We start from the raw sequence: 22,103 nt of genomic DNA, 5'->3' as shown, positions 1-22,103 counted from the left end.
CCGTCAGCCCGCCGGGGCACTGGGACGACGGGGCTCCGGGACGTAGACGATGTTCGGCGCGCCCGTGTCGGGATGGACCCCGACACGGGCGCGCACCCCGTAGACCTCGGCCAGCAGTTCCTCGGTGAGTACCCGCTCCGGCGGTCCGGAGGCCGCCACCCGCCCGGCGGACAGGACGTACAGCCGGTCGCAGAAGGAGGCGGCGAGGTTGAGGTCGTGCAGGACGAGCAGGCCGGTCGCGGGCAGGGCGCGGACCAGACCCAGGATCTCCAGCTGGTAGCGGATGTCCAGGTGGTTGGTCGGCTCGTCGAGGGCGAGCAGGCCGGGGGCTTGGACGAGGGCGCGGGCGACCAGGGCGCGCTGGCGTTCGCCGCCGGAGAGTTCCTCGAAGCGGCGGTCGGCGAAGGCCGCCGCGCCGACCGTCTCCAGGGCCTCGGCGACGCGCCGCGCGTCCTGGGTGCCGTCCTGCTCCCAGAACCGCTTGTGCGGGCTGCGGCCCATGGCGACGACCTCGCCGACGGTCAGCCCGAAGGTGCCCGCCGCGTCCTGCGGGACGACCGCCACCCGCCGCGCCCGGTCCTTGACCCCGAGCGCGCCGGCGTCCGCCCCGTCGAGCAGCACCCGGCCGCCCGTGGGGCGCAGGGCGCCGTAGACGCAGCGCAGCAGGGTGGTCTTCCCGCTGCCGTTGGGGCCGACGACGCCGACCGTCTCGCCGGGGCGGGCGGTGAGGTCGATCCCGTGGAGCAGCGTGTGCCCGTCCACCTCGTAACGCACGGCTTCGACGGCGAGTTCCACCGGGTCCGCCGTCATCCGGCCACTCCTTCGGTACGGGTGGACCGGCGCAGCATCCACAGGAAGAACGGCCCGCCGACGAGCGCCGTGACCACGCCGACGGGTATCTCCTCGGGGGCGGCGGCGGTACGGGCGAGCAGGTCGGCCAGGCTCAGGAAGACGGCTCCGCCCAGTGCGGCCACCGGCAGCAGCGCCCGGTGCCCGGCGCCGACGACCATGCGGGCGGCGTGCGGAACCATCAGCCCCACGAAACCGATCGCCCCGCTGTAGGCGACGAGCACCCCGATGACGAGGGAGGTGAGGACGAAGACGACGGCCCGGAACCGTCCGGTGTCCAGGCCGAGCGTCCGCGCGCCCTCCTCCCCGGCGAGCAGCAGGTCCAGGGGCCGGGCCAGCGCGATGAGCAGCCCGGTGCCGAGGAGCAGCGCGACGGCGGGCAGGGCCAGTTCGTCCCAGCGGGCCCCGCCCAGACCCCCGAGGGTCCAGAACAGGACGCTCCGCATCTGGTCGGGGTGCGCGGCCAGTACCAGCACCAGGCTGGTGAGCGCGGACAGGACGTACTGGACGGCGACCCCGGCGAGGATCAGCCGGCCGGTGGTCATGGTGCCCCCGCGCCGGGCCAGGGCGTAGACGGCGACGAGCGCGCCCATCGACCCGGCGAACGCCGCCAGCGGTACGCCGATCCCGCCGAGCACGCCCGCCCCGGCGCCGAGGACGATGACGGCGACGGCGCCCGCCGAGGCTCCGGAGGAGGCGCCGAGCAGGAACGGATCGGCGAGCTGGTTGCGCACGAGGGCCTGGAGCACGGTGCCCGCGACCGCGAGTCCGGCGCCGACGACCGCGCCGAGCAGGACGCGCGGCATCCGTACGTCCCACACGATGGAGGCGAACGCGCCGGGCCGGCCGGGCCCGTCCAGTACGGTGTCGAGCACCTGGCCGGGGGGTATGCGTACGGGCCCCAGCGCCAGGCCCGCGACGGCGCAGGCCGCGAGGGCGGCGGCGAGCAGCAAGGCCACGGCCGGGGCGCGGCGACGGCTCACGCGGAGTCGGGGTGCAGCTGGCGGCCCAGGGACTCGACGGCGTCGGCGACGCGCACGCCCAGGACGGCCGAGGACAGCGGGAGCACCACGAACCGGCGGTTCTTGACGGCGGGAACCTCCGCGAGGGCGGGGTCGTTCACCAGGCGCTGCTTCTTGGCTTCGACGGTGGTGCCGCCGTAGTCGTAGATGAGGACGACCTCGGGCTTGCGCTCGATGACCTTCTCCCACGACACGTCACCGAAGGTGTCCTTGAGGTCGGCGAACACGTTCGTCCCGCCGGCCAGCGAGACGATCTCGTTGCCGATGCCGTTGCCTCCCGAGGTGAAGGCGGAGGCCTCGCCCGAGTCGTAGACGAAGACGGCGGGCTTGGCCTTGTCCTTCACCCGTGCGGTGACGGCGTCGATCCGGCGCTGTTCGGTCCCGATGAGGGCGGCGCCGCGCTCGGGTACGCCGAAGGTCCGCGCCACCTCGATGATCTCGGTCTGGAGCTGGTCGAGCCCCACCGGCCCCCGGGTGCAGTACTCCACGCTGAGCCGGGAGTTGATGCCGGCCTTGGCCAGCCCCTCCCGGTCCCGGCCCTGCGCCTTGTCGAAGGCGCTGGAGTAACCGCCGTACACGAAGTCCGGGTTGGCGCCGAGGAGGACCTCCTTGGAGGGGTACTCCTTGGCCAGCACCTTGACCTTGTCGTAGGCGGGCCGATAGGCGGGCAGCACGGCGTCGTCCAGGTAGGCGGTGCCGACCAGCTTCTCCTCCAGCCCGAGGGCGAGCATGATCTCGGTGGCGTGCTGGTTCATGGTGACCGCCCGCCGCGGCGGGGCCTGGTAGGTGCTGCTCACACCGCAGTTGGTGACGGTGTACGGGAACCCGGGCGCGGCATCCGCCCCGGCGGCCGGGTCCGCGGAGCCGGCGGAACCTCCGCATCCGGCCAGCGGGATCAGCAGGGCGGCGGGGGCGAGCGAGCGCAGAACGGCGCGGGAACGCGACATGGCGAGGCCTCTCCGGGGGATCCTCGTCCCCGGTCGACGTGAAGGGGCGGCGCGTCAGTGTCTGACTCCCGGCCCCGCGAGGGGGCCGGTCACAGTGGCGGGACCGCACCGGAATCGCACCGGTTTCCTGTCCTGCACCGCCCGGGTGAACGCGCCCCAGTCTGCCATGCCGATGTGTTCGATCCATTTCGACCCCGATGACGCCGGTCTGAGGTATTCGGCACAACTGTCAGGTATCGGCAGGCACGTACCTGGGGATCCTCATCGGTACGGGGCCCCGTACCGGCCCCGTACGGGCCCTTTCGGCCGCACACCCCGCCCGGACCGCCACCCCCGCCAAGCACCCTCGCCGCCGAGCTCTGCCGTTCGCGCCGCCCCGCCGGCGCCCCGGCCCTCGCGCCGCAGCAGCTTTCCTCCACCCCCGCCGCGCAGTCGGGGGCAGCCCCCCACGCCCTGGAGACGTCATGCCCGAACTCTGGCTGCCCGGCGCCACGCGCCTGGACATCGGAGACCACGCGCCCACCGACGGCGGCCCCGCGAAGGCCATCGCCCACATCACCTGGGACGACAACGGCACGGCCGCCAATCCCCTCCCGCTGGCCCCCTACGAGGACTTGGTCGGCTACTTCGGCCGCAACCCCGACGGCAAGAAGGTCGCCCCGCACATCCTGTGGGACCCCTTCGTCGGCCGCTTCACCCAGTTCGTTCCCGCCGACAGCCGCTCCAAGTCACTGGCCGACGCCGCGGGGGGCACCCGCACCAACCGCGCGGGAAGCGTCGTCATCCAGGTGGAGACCCTGTTCTTCCCGTACTGCCGCTGGAACGGCACGACCTACGCCCGGCTCGTCGACACCCCGTGCGAGGGATGGGGCGCGCTCAACGCCTGGATACGCGACTGGGGCGTCCCGGACAGCTGGCCCATGGGCCGCCCGACCTCCTTCACCTCCAACCGCAGCGAGTCCGTATGGCGCTCGCGCGCGGGCTGGTACGCCCACGCCCACGTACCGGAGAACGACCACACCGACCCCGGAACCTGGCCCGCCTTCGCCGACGCCCCCTACGAGCCCTTCCCGGGGGCCGCGTTCTTCACCACCGGCCGCCGCTCGCCGATCATCGCCGCCATGCACCAACGCCTCGTCGCCGTCGGCTGCGACCGCTACCGCACGCACACCGACCTGGACGTCTGGGGCTCCGGCGACGTGGCGTCCTACCGCGCCTGGCAGCAGAAACTCGGCTACACCGGCGCCGACGCCGACGGCCACCCCGGCCCCACGTCCTGGACCAGGCTCCAGGTCCCCCGCACATAAAGCCCAGGCCCGGCCGCGACCAGCGGCCGGGCCCGTCTCATGAAACCTCGGCGCGAACGCCCTTGCCGATGAGCCCGTCGGTATAGGTCACGGTCTTGGGGCTGAACCCGCCCTTGCCGGTGACGGTTCCGGTGATGTTCTCGCCGGGCGCGAGCTCGACCGTCGCGATCTGGTTCTCATCGGCCGCGAGTTCGGCCATGTGCTTGGTCCCCGAGGTGTCGGTGATCGTGAAGTACAGCGGGTTCACATCGATCGGCTTCGACGAGTTGTTCGTGATGGTGACCGCAACGCTGGTGTAGGCGGAGTCATCGGCGATGACGCTCTTCTTGAACTCCGTCCTCTTCGCGACGACGGACACGGCGGCCTTCTTGTCCGGAGCGGCCGAAGTCGGCTTCGCCTCGGAGCCCTTCGCCGCATCCGATGACGCGGCAGCGGCCGGCTTGGCGGCTCCCGTCGCCGAGTCGCCGCCGTCGCCGCCGACGACTGCCGCGACGATGCCGAGGAGCACCACCACGCCGACGACACCGAGGCAGGAGAACCCGACGATCTTCCCCGCGCTGCTCTTCTTCGGCGGGGGCGGGGGCGGGTAGCCGTATCCGGGCTGAGGCTGACCAGGCGGCTGGAACTGCTGTGACATGAGGAACCCCCACAGGAGCGGATCTGGATTCCGGTCACCGTATGGGCACAAGCGGAATCAGGGGCGGCTATGCCCGAACCGTGACATTCGAACATTTAACCGCCCCGGCGGGATGTTCACCTCCGGCTTGGAGGTCAGCCCCGCATCCGAGTCCCCGGGCCGCGCCCGGGCTGGCGGGGGCGGGGGGTGTGGAGGATCGTGGGCTGCGTGGCCCTTGCGGCAGGAGGTGGTTTCGGCATGCGCGCTACGCTCGCCGCCCTCGTCCTCCTCGGTCCGGCCCTGCTCGGTGCGGCGCGCGGCGGCTCCGGTGAGACCGTCCCGCTCTCGGGCGGTCTGCCGGGCGAGCGTCTCGACGTCACGCTGGTGCGGGTGGTCGACCCCGCGAGTGCCGCGCCCGACGACGCCGACCGGCTGGTCGCCGTACAACTGCGGCTGGAGAACACCGGGTCGGCCGTGTACAAGGACTCACCCGCGTCGTGCGCGCACCTGCTGGACACCGCGGGGCGGCGGTTCGCCGGCCTGAACGCCTCGGTACCGGCCGGGCCGGCCTTCCCCGAGACCGTCACCCTCGACCCCGGCGGCACGACGGCCGGTTTCGTCACCTTCCGGCTCCCGAAGGACGCCGGGCTCGCCGCGGTGCAGTTCGCGCTGAACGGCGGTCTCGCCGAGGACGTCGGCCAGTGGAGCCTTTCCGGGGCTTGACCCCGGGCTGACCGTCTCCGGCCCAACTCCCCCCGCACCAGAGCGTGTAGAGACCAACGACACGCCGTCGACACACGCCGTGACCTGGTGCGCCTGTTGTGTAATCTGCCGGAAGTTACCAAGTCGTAGCTAGTGACTTCACATGCATGCCGCAGTAGAACTCGTTCTCATTCCACCCCACAGTAAGGAATGTCACATGAGTGATCCTTTCATGCCCGACAAGGGCTCCAAGGGCTTCTCCCGACGAGGGTTCATCGCTAGAACAAGTTCCATACTCGGGGCGGTGGCCGTCGCCGGAAGTGCCTCCGCCACGACCGCCCGCGCCACCGTCGCCACGAGTGCCACCGCCGCCCCGATCGACAACGGGGCGCACGTCCCGGTCCTGATCATCGGCACCGGTTACGGGGGCTCCGTCGCCGCCCTCCGCCTCGCCCAGGCCGGCGTCGACGTGCACATGATCGAGATGGGCATGGCCTGGGACACCCCAGGCTCGGACGGCAAGATCTTCGCCAACACCACCAGGCCGGACTACCGTTCCTTCTGGCTCCGCACCAGGACCAAGGCCCCCATCAGCAACTTCCTCGGATTCCCGATCGACAAGGACGTCCCCCGCTACACGGGCATCCTGGACGCCGAGGACTTCAACGGCATCACGGTCTACCAGGGCCGCGGCGTGGGCGGCGGTTCGCTGGTCAACGGCGGTATGGCGGTCACCCCGAAGCGCGAGCGGTTCGGGGCCGTCCTCCCCTCCGTCGACGCCGACGAGATGTACGACGTCTACTATCCGCGCGCCAACGCCGGGCTCGGGGTCACCAACGTCGACCAGGCCTGGTGGGAGACGGCGCCCTGCTACCAGTACGCCCGGGTCGGCCGCAAGCACGCCCAGCGCTCCGGCTTCCCGTTCGTGTTCGTGCCCAACGTGTACGACTGGGACTACATGAAGCAGGAGGAGGCCGGCACCGTGCCCCGGTCCTCGCTCGACGGCGAGGTCCTCTACGGCAACAACTACGGCAAGAAGTCGGTCCAGAAGACCTACATCGCCCAGGCCAAGGCCACCGGCCGCGTCTCCATCTCCCCGCAGCACAAGGTCACTTCGGTCGCCCCGGCGACCGGCGGCGGCTACACCGTCTCCATCGACCAGATCAACACCACCGGCGACACCACGGCCACCAAGACCGTCACCGCCGACCGGGTGTTCTTCGCCGCGGGCAGCGTCGGCACCAGCAAGCTGCTGGTCAGGCTGAAGGCCACCGGCCGGCTCCCCCTCCTCAACGACGAGGTCGGCAAGGGCTGGGGCGACAACGGCAACGTCATGTGCGGCCGCGCCAACCACATCTGGGACGCGACGGGGAAGCTCCAGGCCTCCATGCCGACCGCCGGCATCGACAACTGGGACGCGGGCGGCGCGTTCGCCGAGGTGGCACCGCTGCCCACCGGCATCGAGACGTACGCCTCGCTGTACCTGTCGATCACCAAGAACCCCCACCGCGCCGAGTTCTCCTGGAACGCGGCGACGGGCAACGTGGACCTGAACTGGCAGCGGGCGTGGAAGCAGCCCGCCATCGACATGGCCAAGTCCATCTTCGACAAGATCAACTCGAAGGAGGGGACGATCTACCGGAGCGACCTCTTCGGCGGTAACAAGGTCTGGGGCGACCACCTCACCTACCACCCGCTCGGCGGCGCGGTCCTGGACAAGGCGACCGACAACTACGGCCGCCTGCACGGCTACAGCGGCCTGTACGTGATCGACGGATCCCTGATCCCCGGCAACACCAGCGTGAACCCCTTCGTCACGATCACCGCGCTCGCCGAGCGCAACATCGAGAAGATCATCGCCACCGACCTGTAGCGGACCGGACCGGCCGAGGCCGGGGCCGGCCGCGCTCATCGAGCCGGGCGGCCCCGGACCACGTCAGTGCCCGGGCAGTACGCACACGCTGTCGAGGCCCAGCACGTGGTTGAGGCGGCCGAACGCCAGCCAGGAGCCGATGCTCATCGTCAGTTCCACGATCTCCAGCTGGCTGTAGGACGCGGTCATCCGGTCCCAGAACTCCTCGTCGAGACCGTGGTGGTCGAGGGTGTACCGCTCGGCGTACTCGGCGGCGAGCCGCGTGCGCGCGTCGAAGGCGTCGGTGGTGCGCCACTCGGTCACCGCGTCGGCGAACTCCTCCTCGACCTTCTGCCCGTCGCGTTCGGTGCGCCAGTCGAGGCAGAAGACGCACCCGTTGATCTGCGCGACCCGCAGCCGGGCGGCCTCGAACTCGCGCAGGCCCAGGGTGGTGTGGGCGTAGACGGACAGCGAGAAGTTCGCCGCGGCCATCCCGATGCCGGGGACCATGTCCCCCCACACGTACTCGATCGGGTGCTGACCCTCGGGAACGTCGATCCTCATGACTGCTTCCTTCCGAGTTTGCCGACCGCGGGACGCAGCGGGACGTCGAGCGCGTCGTAGATTCCGGGTTCCGCTTCCATCAGCCAGTCGATGGCGCCCACCAGACGGCCGACCGCCGTGGCGTTCCCGCCCGCGGAGCGGTTCTCGCCCTCGTCGGTGGCCTCGACCGTGACCTCGATCCGGGGTCGCCCCTCGATGATCACGCGGTGCGCCCCGGCCCCGTCGGGCGGCGCGGGCCAGTCCGGGGCGCAGGACGGGTGGATCCGGGTGACGTGCTCGATGACGATGCGGGGTTCGCCCTCGACGACGCCCTGCACCTCGAAGCGGATGGCGCCCTGGGTGCCGGCCTCGAAGGCGCCCATCGTCCGCGTGGTCACCGTCGCGTCGAGCGCGCGGCGCTCGGACGTCTCGCGGATCTCGTCGAGTTCTACGCCGAGGGCCCGGGCCATCAGCCGGATCTGACCGCCCCACACCATCGTCGGGACCGAGGGCATCAGCATCATCGGCTCGAAGTCCATCGGCTGGCCCATGCCGACCAGGAGGCGGACCGAGTCGGGCTGGTCGTACGTGGAGTAGTCGAAGATCTCCTGGCAGCGGATCGCGTCGACGGTCGTGCCGAGCCCGCTGATCAGCAGCGGCAGTACGTCGTTGCCCCAGCCGGGGTCGACTCCGGAGGCGAACAGCGAGCCGCCGCCCGCCTCGACGGCGGCGAGCACCGGGTCCCGGAACTCCGGCGGGGCGTTGCGCTGGTCGTAGAGCGGGTACAGGGCGGGGCTGACGACGACGGCGCCGGCCCGGATCGCCCGGGTGATGTCGGCGAGGGCGTCGTCGGGGCGGATGTCGCCGGAGGCCGCGTAGACCACGGCGTCGGGGCGGGCGGCGAGGACGGCCTCGACGCCGTCGGTCGCGGTGATGCCCAAGGGGCTTTCGAGACCGGCGAGTTCGCCTGCGTCGCGGCCGGTCTTGTCGGGGTTGTGGACGAGTACTGCCGTGAGTGTGAGTGCCGGGTGGGCCTCGACGGCACGGATCGCCGCCCGGCCGACGTTCCCGGTACCCCAGACCACCGTGGAAATCATGCGCGGAGGGTAGCGACCGGACCCAGAGGTGCCCAGTGCCGTGACGGAGGAATTTCGGACGGCCGGGTTCTCGCCCCACACGCGGGTATGACCACCCTCTTGACCCAGATGGTCCAGACCAATAGTTTCCGAGGTGCACGCACAGCACGCCTCCGCATCCGCAAAGGAAGCCCATGCGCCCCGCAGCACGCTCGGCAGGCTGACCGCCTTCGCGCCCGTAGCCGCCGCGGGGCACGGCGACGCGGGCCACGACCGCCCGTACGAGAAGGTCGGGTACTGGGCCTGCGCGGCGGCCGCTGATCCCCATCGACCGGCGCCGCCGGGCCGCGGAAATGGACACCGGCCCGGCGGCGCCCACCACGTACGCTCCCGCCATGGACGACGCGGCGGTACGAGCGGTGGGCCGGCTCACCACGCGCTGGGCGGCCCGGGCGGTGACGGGCGAGCGCGGCACGGTGCTGACGGCGGCGGGAGTCTGGCCGCTGCTGGCCCTCCTCGCGGACGGCGCCGGCGGCCCGGCGCGGGCGGAACTGGCCGAAGCCCTGGGCATACCCGCCGGCTCGGCGGCGCGGGCCGCGCGGGACCTGCTGGGCGCGCTGGCCGGCGTACGGGGCCTGGAGGCCGCGACGGGGCTGTGGACCAGGGCCGGTCTCCCGCTGGAGGAGCCCTGGCGGGCGCTGCTCCCGGAGGGCGCGCGGGGCGTGCTGTCGGGCGACGCGGAGGCCGATGCCGGGACGCTCGACGCGTGGGCGTCGGAGCGGACGGGCGGGCTGATCGAGAGGATGCCGGTCGCGGTCCGGCAGGACACCCTGCTGGTCCTGGCGTCGGCGCTGGCGCTGCGGTTGAAGTGGATCCGGCCGTTCTCGCCGTGGTGCCCGGAGCTGACCGAGGGCCCGTGGGCCGGGCGCGAGGTGAGCGGGCTGTACCGCGAGACGGCCCTGCTGGACCGGGTCCGCGTCGCCCGGACGCCGGCGGGGCCCGTCACGCTCCTGGAGGTGGTCGGGGACACCGGGGTGGACGTGCACCTGGTGCTCGGCGAGCCGGAGGCGGCGCCGGGCGAGGTGCTCGCCACCGGGATCGCCGCCGCGACCCGTACGATCCCGGCGACCGGTGCGAGCCTGCTCCCCGAGGGGGAGCCAGGGCCCGGCCTGTCGATCGCCGCCGTCGCGTCGAGCTCGCGGGAACCCCGGCTGAGCGTGAAGACGGTGACCTTTTCCGTGGACGCGGATCACGATCTGCTCCACCAGGCCGGGCTGTTCGGTCTGCGCAGCGCCTCGGACGTCCGTTACGGCCATTTCCCCGGCATCAGCGCCACGCCCTTGGCGGTCGGGAGCGCGCGTCAGGTGGCCGTGGCCCGCTTCGACGCCGAGGGGTTCGAGGCCGCGGCCGTCACCACGGCGGGTCTGGCCGCGGGCTGCGCCGAGCCGCGGCTCGCCTACCGCGTCCGGCACGCCGAGGTCCGCTTCCACCGGCCGTTCGGCTTCGTGGCCGTGCACCGGACCTCCCGGCTGGTCCTCGCCGCCGGCTGGGTCAACGACCCGGATATCGTCTCCGGATGACCTTGAACCCCATCACCGCGAGCGCCGCCGGCACCTGGCGGCTCGGCGACCTCACCGTCAACCGGACGGGCTTCGGCGCGATGCGCCTCACCCACCTCGCGGACGGCTCCCCCAGCGACCGCGACCGCGTCACCGGCGTGCTGCGCAAGGCCGTCGAACTGGGTGTCAACCACATAGACACGGCCGCCTTCTACTTCTCCCCGCTGCGCTCCGCCAACGAGCTGATCAACAGCGCCCTCGCCCCGTACGCCGACGAGCTCGTCATCACCACCAAGGTCGGGCCGGCCCGGGCTCCCGGCGGCGACTGGTGGTGGGCCACGCCCGAGCAGCTGCGCGGACAGGTCGAGGAGAACCTGCGCCAGCTGGGCCGCGACCACCTGGACGTGGTCAACCTCCGTATCCCGCGCAGCCAGGCGGATGCGTCGATCGCCGAGCACTTCGGGGCGCTCGCCGAGCTGCGCGCCGCCGGGCTGATCCGGCACCTGGGCATCTCCAACGTCAGCCCCGGCCAGTTCGCGCAGGCGCTGACGATCGCGCCCGTGGTGTGCGTGCAGAACGCGTACGGGATCGGCTCCCCGGCCGAGGACCACGCCTTCCTGGACGCGTGCGGGGAGCGGGGCGTGGCCTTCGTGCCGTTCTTCGCCGTCGCGGGCTCGGGCAAGGAGGCAGGGGTGGTCTCGCAGGACGGCGAGGCGGTGCGCGCGCTCGCCGCGGCGCACGGGGTGTCGGCCGCGCAGCTGCGCATCGCCTGGACCCTGAACCGGGGTCCGCACGTCCTGGCCATACCGGGCACCGGGAACCCGGACCACCTGGTCGAGAACATCGCCGCGGGCGCGCTGCGGCTGTCCGCCGAGGAGATCGCCCTGCTGGAAGCGGTCTAGTCAGCGGCCGCCGCGGTGGGCGGCCGCCAGGGCCGCCGTCTCGGTGAAGGCGGGGATCCGGCCGGTGCCGCCGCGCCCGGACACGGAGAGGGAGGCGGCGGCCGTCCCGTAGGCCACGGCGTCGGCGAGCGGGTCACCGAGGGCGATCCGGGCGGTGGCGGTGCCGGTGAAGCAGTCCCCGGCACCGGTCGCGTCGAGGGGGTGGGGGTTCGGCGGTACGGGCTGGTACGTCGCCTCCCCCGCGCCCTCGTCGAGCAGCAGCCGGCCGGCGCCCGCGGTGACGGCGACCGCGCGGGCGCCGAGTGCGCGGTAGCGGGCGGCGGCCTCGCGCGGGTCGCCGGTGTCGACCAGGGCCTGCGCGTCGGCCGGGCAGGAGCTCTTCAGGAGCCCGGTCAACGGGGCGATGCGGGCCAGCAGTTCGCGGGCCTCGGCCCGGCCGGTGAGCCGGGGGCGGAAGTTGGGGTCGTACGAGAGGTGCCCGCCGGCCTCGTGCACGATGCGGGCGGCGGCGAGCACCGCGTCCCGGCTGCCGGGTGCCAGGGCGCCGGTGATCCCGCTGGTGACGAGGGCCTTGCAACCGGTCAGCAACGCGCGCCAGGACGCGATGTGCCGGGTCGAGAGGGTGGAGCCGGCGCTGTGGGTGCGCCAGTAGACGAAGTCCCGGTCGCCCTCGGTGTCGGAGCCGAGCAGGTAGGCGCCGTTGGGGCGCGGGGCGCGGCGTACGTGGGAGACGTCGATGCCGAGTTCGGTGGCCCGGCGCAGCAGCGGAGCGCTCAGTTCGTCGTCGCCGACGACGGCGAGGAGCGCGGTCCGGGCCCCGGCGGCAGCGGCGGCGGCCGCCGCGTTGAGGGCGTCGCCGGAGTAGGAGAGCCGCACCCGGGTCCCGTCGACGGCGTGCCGCAGCGGCGCGTCGGCATGGATCTCGACGAGCACCTCGCCGAGGACGAGGACGTCGTACCCGGCGGGGGTGGCGGGCCGGGTCACCGTCAGGCCCCCGCGGTCGCGCGGTCGCAGCTGCGGGGCAGGGCCAGTTCCTCGAATACGGCGGCCAGTTCGGCGGGGTCGGCCGGCAGCCCGGCGCCGATCCCGACGGCGGTCGCGCCGGCCGCCAGCCAGTGGGGGACCTCGGCGGGGGTGATCCCGCCGGTCGGGATGAGCAGGGCCGTGGGCAGGACGGCCTTGAGGGAGCGGATGAAGGCCGGGCCGCCGACATGGGCGGGGAACACCTTGGCGGCGCCCGATTGCCGCGCGGCGGCGGCGATCTCGCCGGGGGTGAACCCGCCTTCGACGAAGACGGCCCCGCGTTCGGCGGCGTACGCCCGGACCTCGGGCGCCGGGTAGGGGGAGATCAGGAACGCCGCGCCGGCGTCCAGCGCGGTCCGCGCCTGCGCGGCGGTGGTCACCGTACCGACGCCGATCAGGGCCGGCCGGCCGGTGGCGTCGTGGAGCGGGGCGGTGCGGGCGACGGCCCCGGCCCAGCCGGGGGTGGTGGTGGTGAGTTCGACCGCGCGGCATCCGGCGGCGAGCAGGGCGGTGGTCCGGCGCACGGCCTCGTCCGCGCGGGCCTCGCGCAGCACCGGCAGCAGCCGCTGGGCGGCCAGCACCTCGTAGGGATGACAGGACAACACGACCAACCCCTCCCGGCGTTCCACGTAGTGGAACTTGGTACCGTGTACCGGAACATCTGGTGGAGACCATACCCATCCGCGGAGATCACATGTCAACGGCCGACGACAGCCCGGTCCCCGAACCCGGCGCAGCGCCCCCTCCCGGTCGCGGCGGCCGCGCTTCGGCGGCCGGCAGCGCGCTGGAGAAGTCCCTGCGGATCCTGGAGGCCGTCGCGGCGCCCGGCGGTCCGCACCGGCTCACCGATCTGACGGCGGCGGCCGCGGTCCCGAAGTCCAGTACGTTCCGGATCCTGGCCTCGCTGATCGAGCAGGGCTTCGTACGCCCGGAGGCCGACAGCCGGTACGCGCCGGGCCCCCGGCTGCGCGGACTGGCCGCCCTCGTCGGAGCCGGGGAGCCGGCGGACGTCGAGCGGATCCTGGACGAACTCCGGCGCGCCACCGGGCAGACGGTGCACCTGGCGCTGCACACCGGAGAGTCCCTCACCTACGTCCGGAAGCTGGAGAGCGACCAGCCCTTCCGGACGGCCTCCCGCGTCGGCATGCGCATGCCCCTGCACACGACGGCGATCGGCAAGGCCGTCCTGGCCCACCTGCCCGCCGAGGAGGTGCGGGAGCTGATCGCCGCCACCGGCCTGCCCGGCCGGACACCCCGTTCGCTGACCACCCCGCAGGCGCTGCGGGCCGAGTTGGAGGCGGTCCGCGCCCGGGGGTTCGCGGTGGACGACGAGGAGAACGAGCCCACCATCCGCTGCGTCGGCGCGCCGGTCCTCGGCCCGGGGGGCCGCCCGGTCGGCGGGGTGTCCGTCACCACCGTCACCTTCCTGGTCTCCCGCGAGCGGATCGAGGCCTACGCACCGGCCCTGCGCGCGGCTACGGAGGCCCTGGCTCCGCTTCTCTGACGACGAAGCCGGAGTCGGCGGGCGCGGCCGAGTCGGCGGGCGCGGCAGGCGCGGCAGGCGCGGCAGCGGCAGCGGCAGCGGCAGCGGCAGCGGCAGCGGCAGCGGCGAGTTCCCGGGCGGTCCGCAGGTGTCGGTGTCCGGGCTCCAGGGCCCGGCCGGCCGCGTCGAGGACCCGGGCCAGCAGGGCGCGGGCCTCGTCCGCCCGCCCCTCGGCGATCAGCGCCCGGGCCCACTCCAGCCGGGCGTAGACCGTGTGCGGGTGCTCGGCGCCGAGCACCCGGGTGCGGTCGGCCGCCAGGGCCGCCCAGGCTCCGGCGGCCTCGGCGGCCCGGCCGGACGGGGCGGCGAGGGCAGCCAGGCTGCTCCGGATCGCGAGCGTGTGCGGGTCATCGGGGCCGAGCAGGCCCTCCGCGTCGGCGAGCAGCGCGGCCAGTTGCCGCCCGGCCTCGGCCGGTTCGGTGGCGCGGTACCAGATCAGGCTGCGCCGGGCGGCCAGCGTCTGCGGGTGCCGGGGTCCCTGGACGCGCAGCCGGTCGGCGAGCAGCCGCTCCAGCTGGCGGGCAGCGCCGCGCCCGTCGCCCCCCTCGCCGGTGAAGTAGGCCAGTTGGTGCCGGGTGGCAAGGGTGTCGGGGTGGTCGGGACCCAGCACCGCCTCGGTGTCGGCGGCCAGCTCCGCGAACCGGGCCGCCGCGGCGCGGTAGTCCCCGGCCTCCCCCGTGAAGAAGGCCAGCTGGTGCCGGGCGGCGAGGGTGTCGCGGTGGCGGGGGCCGAGCCGGTCCTCGCGGCGCCGGACGATCCCGGCGAGGTCGGCGGCGGCCCGGCGCGGCCGACCGGAGTCCCCGACGGCGATGGCCAGGGGCAGTTCGGCGCCCGGGACGCCGCCGCGGTGGGCGCGGGTGAGGGCCTCCACCGCCCGGGGCAGCCGCCCCTCCTGATGGGCGACCAGCCCCATGTCGTACGCGTCGACAGGCTCCACCCGGGCCAGCAGACCCCGCCACAGATGGTCGGGAACCGGCTCCGGCCCGGGTGCGTTCAGCAGGTAGTCGAAGGCCGTGTACCCCTGGCCGTAGTTGCCGATGAGCAGCCCGCTCGTCGCGTAGGCGGAGGCGCAGGCCCAGTCCATCGCCGCCGCGAAGGGCTCGGGCTGGAGGTCGCCGCCGCCGCGCGCCGCCAGGTAGGGGGCGTGCAGCGCGCGCAGCCACTCGCGGCTGACGGGCCGCCGCAGCCCGGCCCGGCGGCAGTCCACGGCCGCCGCGACGACGGCCGCGCCCCGCGGGTTGGTGCCCGGGGCCCAGGCGTTCTCCCAGGAGGCGCGCAGCTCCGGCCCGGCGGCGAGGACCTCGGCGATCCCGAAGCGCTCCCCGGCGCGCAGCGCGGCCCCGATCCGGGGGTCCGCCTGGTGGGCGGCGGCCCTGCGGCGTTCCTCCGGGGACCAGTGCCGGGCCAGGCGCAGCACCGTCGCCCGCTGGAGCAGATCGCGCTGGGCCCGCCAGGCGTCGCGGTCGGAGCCGGTGAGCCGGCTCTCCTCGCGGGCGTCGTAGCGGCGGTACTCCTGGACCCGCATGGTCGCGACGACCAGGGTGCGCGAGAGCGTGGCCAGCTGGGCGGCGGTGAGACCGCCGGCGCCGAGGTGGTCCTCCAGGTCGTCCAGCCACAGCACGGCGCGGCGCCGGCGGGCGGCGATCCGTACCGCCTCCGGGAGCGCGGCGCGGGACAGCGGGCGCACGAAGGCGTGCCGGGGGTGGCGGGCGCGGGTCACCTCGTAGGCGAGCCGGGTCTTGCCCGCCGTGGACTCCCCCACCACCAGGACGAATCCGCCTCCGGCGAGGGCCGCGCGCAGCCGGGGCGCGGCGTCGCGCTCGATGTACGCGGGGGCCGCGCCGGGGGTCTCGGCCGGATGGGCCCCGGCCAGTTCGGGCCGGTCCACATGGCGCAGCCGCGGGATCCGCCCGGCGGAGGTGCGCAGCAGTTCGGCGGCGCCGACGCCGGGCGGGTCCCCCGGCGCGAGCCGCTCGGCGAGGAGCCCGGACAGCGTGGTCACGGCCGCGCCGATGCCGGTGGCCCAGGCTCCGGAGGTCCACAGGGAGGCCAGCGCCAGCGCGCCCGCTCCCAGCCCGACCGCGCCGAGATAGCCGAGCCAGCCCCTCGTACGGCCGGATCCACTCCAGAGCAACGCCGGCATGCCGCCCCCAACACGTCCCGTGGTGACTCCCATTGTGGCCCCGCCCGGGACTTCGGGTACCCCAAGGGAGCGATGGACGGCGGGAGTTCATCGGCGCCGGCGAGCCGGCGCCCAACCCGAACCCGGCCGCTCGGCCGGCTCGCGGGGATGCGATGCTGGCGGCCCCACCAGTCAGATTTTCCGAAGGCGGAAAATCTGACTTCCGGATAAGTGTTATCGGGGCCTCTCTCGACGGTCTCCCAGGTATTGGGCATCATCGACCGCCGGTACGGACAGGGAACAATCACATGAGTACACAGCACACGGCAGCACTGGTCGCAGCGGCCCGCGCGGGCGATCCCCGCGCTCAGGACGAGCTGGTCGGCTCCTTCCTGCCGCTGGTCTACAACATCGTCGGCCGGGCCCTGAACGGCTCCTGCGACGTGGACGACGTGGTGCAGGACACGATGCTGCGTGCCCTCGACGGACTGGGCGGTCTGCGGGCGGACGACAGCTTCCGTTCCTGGCTGGTGGCGATCACGATGAACCGCATCCGGGCGCACTGGCAGGAGCGCCGCAGCGGCCTCGGCGAGAGCGGCCTGGAGGAGGCGAACGACCTCGCCGATCCGGGCGCCGACTTCGTCGACCTGACCGTCGTACGGCTCAACCTGGCCGGTCAGCGGCGTGAGACGGCCCGCGCCACGCGCTGGCTGGAGCCCGACGACCGGGCCCTGCTGTCGCTGTGGTGGTTGGAGTGCGCCGGGGAGGTCACCCGCGCGGAGATGTCCGCCGCGCTGGAGCTGTCGCCGCAGCACACGGCGGTCCGGGTGCAGCGGATGAAGGCCCAGCTGGAGTCGGCGCGGGTCGTCGAGCGGGCGCTGGACTCGCAGCCTCCGTGCGACGCGCTACGCGCGGTGACGGCGGGCTGGGACGGCCGGCCCTCGGCGCTGTGGCGCAAGCGAATAGCCCGGCACGCCCGGGAATGCATGCGTTGTTCCGGTCTGTTCAGCGGACTGGTCCCGGCGGAGGGCCTGCTGGCCGGGCTGGCCCTGGTGCCGGTCGGGGCGGCGCTCCTCGCGGGCGTACGGTCGGCAGCGGCGAGCGGCATGGTCCCCGTCGGCTCCGCGGTGCACGACGCGGCCACGGAGCTCACCCCGGTCGTGTCGGGCCCGGGCCGGGCGGCCCGGCGGCGCGCGGGCGACTCCGGGCCGGGCTCCGGTTCCGGTTCCGCGTCCGGCTCCGAGGCGGGCGGCAGCCGCGGCGCCCTGCGCAAGCGGCGCCAGAACCGGCGCCGGGTCATCGGCGGGGCCGTGCTCGCCGCGTGCGTCGCGGGCGGCGGGCTGGTCTACCTCGGTACGCTGCCGGGCTCCGGCAAGACCGAGGCCGAGGGCGGCGCGACCGCCTCGCCCCTGGCGGCCCTGTCGGCCCCCGACGCGGTGCTCCCCTCGGATTCGGCCTCGCCCTCGGCGTCGGCCTCGGCTTCCGCCTCGCCGTCCCCCTCCGCGTCGGCCTCCGCCTCCCCCTCGCAGAGCCCGACCACCGCGAGCGCGAGCCCCTCGCCGACCCGCACCAAGTCCACGCCGCCGAAGCCCTCGGCCCCGGCGCCGGCGCCCGCCCCTCCGGGGGTGGCGGGCCAGGTCATCGCCCTGGTCAACAAGGAGCGGGCCGCCGCCGGCTGCGGGCCGCTCACGGAGAACTCCCAGCTCCGATCGGCCGCCCAGGGGCACTCCGACGACATGGCCGCCCGGAACTTCTTCGACCACACCAACCCCGACGGGGCCGACCCGGGCAAGCGGGTGACCGCCGCCGGGTACCGGTGGTCGACGTACGGGGAGAACATCGCGCGGGGGCAGCAGAACGCCGACTCGGTCATGGACTCCTGGATGAAGAGCCCGGGCCACCGCGCCAACATCCTCAACTGCGCGTTCAAGGAGATCGGCGTGGGCATCCACCAGGGCGCCGGCGGCCCGTGGTGGACCCAGAACTTCGGCGCCAAGATGTAGCCGGGGCGCCGCCCGCGCCCGCCGCCACCGCCTCAGGTTTCCGGCAGGATGGAGACTGGAGGCGAAAGGGCTGTTCAGAGCGCGGGCGGACGGAGAACTGCGGTATGGCGAGGAAAGAGCTCCGCCCGCACCAGCGCGAAGCGGTCGACGCCGTGGCGCGGGCGCTGGAGCTGCCCGCCGGGGGCCGGGTGCCCCAGGCGGGCCTGCGGACCCAGGTGATCATGGCCACGGGTTCCGGGAAGTCGCTGGTCGCCGTGCGCTCGGCGGAGGAGCTCCGGGCGGCCCGGGTGCTGGTCCTGGTGCCCACCCTGGACCTGCTCGTGCAGACGGCGGCGGCCTGGCGGGAGGGCGGCCGGGCCGGGCGGCGCCTCGCCGTCTGCTCGCTGCGCGAGGACGACGCCGGGATGCCCACCACCACCGATCCGGCCGAACTGGCCGGCCTGGGCGGCCGGGTGGCGGACCGGGTGACGGTGTTCGCCACGTACGCCTCGCTGGGCATGGGCACGATCGAGCGGGCGCACCTCGCGGGGCTGCCGGGCTGGGACCTGATCGTGGTCGACGAGGCGCACCGTACGTCCGGGCGGATCGGCAAGCCCTGGGCGGTGGTGCACGACAACGCCCGGATCCCCGCCCTCCGGCGGCTGTACATGACGGCCACGCCCCGCGTGTGGCAGGACGGCGAGCCTCCCGAGGAGGGCGGCGAGGCCGGCGAGGACGACGACGGCCGGGGTAGGGGCGGGCTCGTCGCCTCGATGGAGGACGACCCGGCAGGACCGTTCGGGGCGCGCTGCCACACCCTGACCCTGTCCGAGGCCATCGACCGGGGGATCTGCGCCCCGTACCGGGTGGTCTGCGTGGACGTCACCGATCCGGGCTTCCAGGCGGCGGTGCTGCTGGGCCCGGACGGCCGCTCGGACGCGGTGCGCGGGAGCCGGCTCGCGGCGTTGCAGACGGCGCTGGTGAAGGCGGCCGCGGACCAGGGGTTCCGGCGGACGCTCGTCTTCCACCACCTGACGCGGGAGGCCGAGGCGTTCGCCGCCGGGCTCCCGGCGGTGGCGCGGCGCCTGCGGTCCGCCCGGCCGTCCGGCGGGGCCCCCGGAAGGTCCCGGGGAGGAGCGCGCCCGGGAACCGGGGAGCCCAAGGGGCCCGTGTATCCCCGGACCGTGTGGGCCGACTGGCTGTGCGGTCTGCACCCGCCCGCGCACCGCCGCCGGGTGCTGGCGGAGTTCGCCTCGGGCCAGGCCGCCGAGAAGGCCTTCCTCGGCAGCGTCCGGGTGCTGGGCGAGGGCGTCGACATCGCCCAGTGCGACTCCGTGTACTGGGCGGACGTCCGCGGCTCGATGCCCGACCTGGTCCAGGCGGTCGGCCGGGCGCTGCGGATCCGGCCCGGCGAGGGGAAGGTCGCCTCGCTGGTGGTGCCGGTGCTCCTCGGACCGGGCGAGACACCGGAGTCGATGCTGACCTCACGGGCGTACGGGAGCCTCGCGCGGCTGCTGGAGGCGCTGCGGGCGCACGACACCCGGCTCGTCGAGGCCCTCGCCCAGCCGCAGGCCCCGGGCCGCCCGGCGGGAGCGCCGGGGGCGGGGTCCGGCGCGGAGTCGCTGCTGAGCTTCGCCACCCCGCGCGATCCGGCGCTGCTGGCGGCGTTCGTCCGGCTCCGGGTGCTGAATCCGGAGCACGAGCACTGGCGGCGCGGGGTCGAGGCGGCCCGGATCTACGCGGAGGGCGCCGGGGACCTGAAGGTGCCGTTCGCCCACCGGGTGCCGGCGGGCGGGTCGCCGTGGCCGCCCGGGCTGGCCGGGTTCCCGCTCGGCCAGTGGATCGCGGACGCGCGGCGCACGTACCGCCGGGGCGCGCTGGGCCGGGAGCGGGTGGCGGAGCTGGACCGGCTGGGCATGGTGTGGAGCCACTTCGACGTGGCGTTCGAGGAGGGGCTGCAGGCGGCCCGCGCCTGGGCGGCGGAGCACGGGCACCTGCTGCCGCCGGCGGACGCCACCTGGAACGGGGCGCCGGTCGGGATCTGGGTGAAGAACCAGCGCGCGGCGGCCCGCCGCGAGAGCCCGGGCGCGCTGTCGCAGGAGCGGCGCGAGGCCCTGGAGGAGATCGACGCGGCCTGGTGCCCGGCCTGGCCGGTCTCCTGGCAGCGGGCCTTCCACCTGACCCGGGTGCACCTGGACGCGGGCGGGCGGCTCCCGGCCGGTCCGGGCGAGGTGCTGGTGCAGGGCGAGGACCTGGGCCTGTGGCTGCGTTCCCAGCGGCTGTCCTGGGAGCGGCTGTCCTGGGCGCAGCGCTGGCTGCTGGAGCACACGCTGGGGGTGACCCGGGCGACCGGGGCCGAGCTCCCCCCGCCGCGGGTCGCCCACGCGGCCACCTGGGCGGCGCACTTGGAGGCCGCCCGGCTGTTCCACGAGCGCGAGCGGCACCTGCGGGTGCCCCGTACGCATGTGGAGCGGGTCGGCGGGCGGGAGTTCAAGCTGGGTTCGTGGATCGCCAACCAGCGCTCCCGCGCCGCGTCGCTCGCCCCGGAGCGGGTCGAGGCGCTGACGGCCCTGGGCATGCGCTGGTCGGCGCCCGCCTGACCGTCAGTGGTGGAAGCCGGACCGGGGCTCGGTGGCGGGCACGGGCGGGGGTGTGGCGGTGAGGTGTTCCACGGCCTTGCGCAGGTCGGAGGCGAGCAGGGCGATCTGATCGCGGGTCACGCCGTGCCGGATCAGGACGCGTTGGATGACGGTGTCGTCGCGGTCGGCCGGCAGCGCGTACGAGGGCACCTGCCAGCCGCGCATCCGCAGCCGGTCGGAGAGGTCGTAGAGCGTGAAGGGGCTCCCCTCCGGGTCGGCGAGGGTGTACGACACGGCGGGGAGGCCGCCCCGGCCGTCGTAGAGGAGGGTGAAGGGGCCCATCTTGGCGATCTCCTGGGCCAGGTACTGGGCGGTCTCGGCGCAGGCCTGCTGGACGCGCTGGTAGCCGCCGCGGCCCAGGCGCAGGAACAGGTAGTACTGGGCGATGACCTCGCCGCCGGGGCGGGAGAAGTTGAGGGCGAAGGTCGGCATGTCGCCGCCGAGGTAGTCCACGTTGAAGACGAGGTCGGCGGGGAGCAGGTCGGCGGTGCGCCAGACGATCCAGCCGACGCCGAGGGGGGCGAGGCCGTACTTGTGGCCCGAGGTGTTGACGGAGGCCACGCGCGGCAGCCGGAAGTCCCAGACGACGTCGGGGTGCAGGAAGGGGGCGACGAACCCGCCGCTGGCGGCGTCCACGTGTACGGGTACGTCCCAGCCGCGTTCGACCTGGATCCGGTCGAGTTCGGCGCAGATCGCGGCGACGGGTTCGTAGTCGCAGCTGTAGGTGACGCCGAGGATGGCGACGACGCCGATGGTGTTCTCGTCCACGTACTGGGCGAGCTGGTGGGGCTGGAGGCCGGTGGCGCCGGGCTCCAGCGGGATCTGGCGCAGCTCCACGTCGAAGTAGCGGGCGAACTTGTCCCAGCAGATCTGTACCGGACCGCAGATGAGGTTGGGACGGTCGACGGGGAGGCCGGCGGCGCGGCGGCGTTCGCGCCAGCGCCATTTGAGGGCGAGGCCGCCGAGCATGGCCGCCTCGCTGGAGCCGGTGGTGGAGCAGCCGGTGGCCGCGCCGCCGGAGGGGGCGTTCCAGAGGTCGGCCAGGATGTTGACGCAGCGGGATTCGATCTCGGCCGTCTGCGGGTACTCGTCCTTGTCGATCATGTTCTTGTCGAGGCACTCGGCCATCAGACGTCGCACGCCGTCGTCGGACCAGGTGGTGCAGAAGGTGGCCAGGTTCTGGGCCGCGTTGCCGTCGAGGAGGAGCTCGTTGTGCAGGAGCTCGTAGACCACCTCGGAGGGTGAGTGGTCCTCCGGCATCCGGTACTTGGGGAGGATCTCGCCACTCAGCGCGGAAGTGAACACGTCCGTGTCGGCGTCCTGGGCGGGTACGTCCTTCGTCTCATGCAGAGCCATATCCGGACTATAAGTGAACCAACCAGACAATTCCGGCTCCTGTATCCGGACGACTCCAGCGTG

18 protein-coding genes and 1 riboswitch are annotated in these 22,103 nt (G+C 74.0%); of the genes, 8 read left to right on the top strand and 10 right to left on the bottom strand.

Features of this window, described 5'->3' with window-relative positions:
* Positions 1 to 3: 3 nt before the first annotated feature.
* From EES41_RS32300 to EES41_RS32290, 3 genes are read right to left on the bottom strand one after another with little or no spacing between them, the layout of a single operon-like run.
* Positions 4 to 810 carry an ABC transporter ATP-binding protein gene (locus EES41_RS32300; RefSeq protein ID WP_123081468.1) on the bottom strand — a complete coding sequence of 269 codons (807 nt, stop codon included), beginning with the start codon at positions 808 to 810 and terminating at the stop codon, positions 4 to 6.
* Positions 807 to 1,832 carry an iron ABC transporter permease gene (locus EES41_RS32295; RefSeq protein WP_123081467.1) on the bottom strand — a complete coding sequence of 342 codons (1,026 nt, stop codon included), beginning with the start codon at positions 1,830 to 1,832 and terminating at the stop codon, positions 807 to 809. Before EES41_RS32295 ends, EES41_RS32300 begins: the two co-directional genes overlap by 4 nt.
* Positions 1,829 to 2,818: an ABC transporter substrate-binding protein gene (locus tag EES41_RS32290; protein ID WP_123081466.1), complete on the bottom strand. Its 990-nt coding sequence runs from the start codon at positions 2,816 to 2,818 to the stop codon at positions 1,829 to 1,831. The genes EES41_RS32295 and EES41_RS32290 overlap by 4 nt, the downstream gene beginning before the upstream one ends.
* A gap of 34 nt (positions 2,819 to 2,852) precedes the next feature.
* A riboswitch (cobalamin riboswitch) is annotated at positions 2,853 to 2,988 on the bottom strand.
* Positions 2,989 to 3,282: 294 nt separating this feature from the next.
* Here EES41_RS32290 and EES41_RS32285 point away from each other — a divergent pair.
* Positions 3,283 to 4,125: a peptidoglycan-binding protein gene (locus EES41_RS32285; RefSeq protein WP_123081465.1), complete on the top strand. Its 843-nt coding sequence runs from the start codon at positions 3,283 to 3,285 to the stop codon at positions 4,123 to 4,125.
* Positions 4,126 to 4,162: 37 nt separating this feature from the next.
* On the opposite strand, the gene EES41_RS32280 is transcribed toward EES41_RS32285, so the two are convergent.
* Positions 4,163 to 4,762, bottom strand: a complete 600-nt coding sequence (locus EES41_RS32280) for a DUF4352 domain-containing protein (protein ID WP_123081464.1) — start codon at positions 4,760 to 4,762, stop codon at positions 4,163 to 4,165.
* A 237-nt stretch (positions 4,763 to 4,999) separates the two neighbouring features.
* Here EES41_RS32280 and EES41_RS32275 point away from each other — a divergent pair, with 237 nt between their 5' ends.
* Positions 5,000 to 5,464: a DUF4352 domain-containing protein gene (locus EES41_RS32275; RefSeq protein ID WP_254211646.1), complete on the top strand. Its 465-nt coding sequence runs from the start codon at positions 5,000 to 5,002 to the stop codon at positions 5,462 to 5,464.
* 196 nt (positions 5,465 to 5,660) lie between these two features.
* On the top strand, positions 5,661 to 7,316 hold the full coding sequence (locus EES41_RS32270; protein ID WP_123081463.1) for a GMC oxidoreductase: 1,656 nt from the start codon (positions 5,661 to 5,663) through the stop codon (positions 7,314 to 7,316).
* 63 nt (positions 7,317 to 7,379) lie between these two features.
* Here the strand turns inward: EES41_RS32270 and EES41_RS32265 are convergent, their stop codons facing one another.
* Both EES41_RS32265 and EES41_RS32260 read right to left on the bottom strand, forming a co-directional pair.
* Positions 7,380 to 7,859, bottom strand: coding sequence for a carboxymuconolactone decarboxylase family protein (locus EES41_RS32265; protein ID WP_123081462.1), 480 nt, complete (start codon positions 7,857 to 7,859; stop codon positions 7,380 to 7,382).
* Entirely contained in the window at positions 7,856 to 8,935 is a 1,080-nt protein-coding gene (locus EES41_RS32260) for a dihydrodipicolinate reductase (protein WP_123081461.1), read from the bottom strand. Before EES41_RS32260 ends, EES41_RS32265 begins: the two co-directional genes overlap by 4 nt.
* Positions 8,936 to 9,309: 374 nt before the next feature.
* Between EES41_RS32260 and EES41_RS32255 the strand changes: the two genes are divergently transcribed.
* Complete coding sequence (locus EES41_RS32255; protein WP_123082828.1) at positions 9,310 to 10,494, top strand: serpin family protein; 1,185 nt, start codon at positions 9,310 to 9,312, stop codon at positions 10,492 to 10,494.
* Entirely contained in the window at positions 10,491 to 11,375 is an 885-nt protein-coding gene (locus EES41_RS32250) for an aldo/keto reductase (RefSeq protein WP_123081460.1), read from the top strand. Before EES41_RS32255 ends, EES41_RS32250 begins: the two co-directional genes overlap by 4 nt.
* On the opposite strand, the gene EES41_RS32245 is transcribed toward EES41_RS32250, so the two are convergent.
* Together EES41_RS32245 and EES41_RS32240 are read right to left on the bottom strand one after the other, a co-directional pair.
* Entirely contained in the window at positions 11,376 to 12,359 is a 984-nt protein-coding gene (locus tag EES41_RS32245) for a sugar kinase (protein WP_123081459.1), read from the bottom strand.
* Positions 12,360 to 12,361: 2 nt separating this feature from the next.
* A complete protein-coding gene (locus EES41_RS32240) occupies positions 12,362 to 13,003 on the bottom strand; it encodes a bifunctional 4-hydroxy-2-oxoglutarate aldolase/2-dehydro-3-deoxy-phosphogluconate aldolase (RefSeq protein WP_254211645.1) in 642 nt (213 codons plus the stop codon).
* Between the two features lie 89 nt (positions 13,004 to 13,092).
* Here EES41_RS32240 and EES41_RS32235 point away from each other — a divergent pair, with 89 nt between their 5' ends.
* The gene (locus EES41_RS32235; protein ID WP_123081458.1) at positions 13,093 to 13,902 is read left to right on the top strand and encodes an IclR family transcriptional regulator; all 810 of its coding nucleotides are present in this window, start codon (positions 13,093 to 13,095) and stop codon (positions 13,900 to 13,902) included.
* On the opposite strand, the gene EES41_RS32230 is transcribed toward EES41_RS32235, so the two are convergent.
* Positions 13,874 to 16,084, bottom strand: coding sequence for a tetratricopeptide repeat protein (locus EES41_RS32230; protein ID WP_123081457.1), 2,211 nt, complete (start codon positions 16,082 to 16,084; stop codon positions 13,874 to 13,876). The genes EES41_RS32235 and EES41_RS32230 overlap by 29 nt on opposite strands.
* Before the next feature lie 287 nt (positions 16,085 to 16,371).
* On the opposite strand from EES41_RS32230, the gene EES41_RS32225 reads away from it, so the two are divergent.
* Positions 16,372 to 18,066, top strand: coding sequence for a sigma-70 family RNA polymerase sigma factor (locus tag EES41_RS32225; RefSeq protein ID WP_123081456.1), 1,695 nt, complete (start codon positions 16,372 to 16,374; stop codon positions 18,064 to 18,066).
* A 104-nt stretch (positions 18,067 to 18,170) separates the two neighbouring features.
* Positions 18,171 to 20,645: a DEAD/DEAH box helicase gene (locus EES41_RS32220; RefSeq protein WP_123081455.1), complete on the top strand. Its 2,475-nt coding sequence runs from the start codon at positions 18,171 to 18,173 to the stop codon at positions 20,643 to 20,645.
* 3 nt (positions 20,646 to 20,648) lie between these two features.
* On the opposite strand, the gene EES41_RS32215 is transcribed toward EES41_RS32220, so the two are convergent.
* A complete protein-coding gene (locus tag EES41_RS32215; protein ID WP_123081454.1) occupies positions 20,649 to 22,040 on the bottom strand; it encodes a glutamate decarboxylase in 1,392 nt (463 codons plus the stop codon).
* Positions 22,041 to 22,103: the final 63 nt, after the last annotated feature.

It is taken from the genome of Streptomyces sp. ADI95-16, from assembly GCF_003721495.1.
GTDB classification, from domain to species: domain Bacteria; phylum Actinomycetota; class Actinomycetes; order Streptomycetales; family Streptomycetaceae; genus Streptomyces; species Streptomyces goshikiensis.
This window is presented reverse-complemented; position numbering and strand designations above follow the sequence as displayed.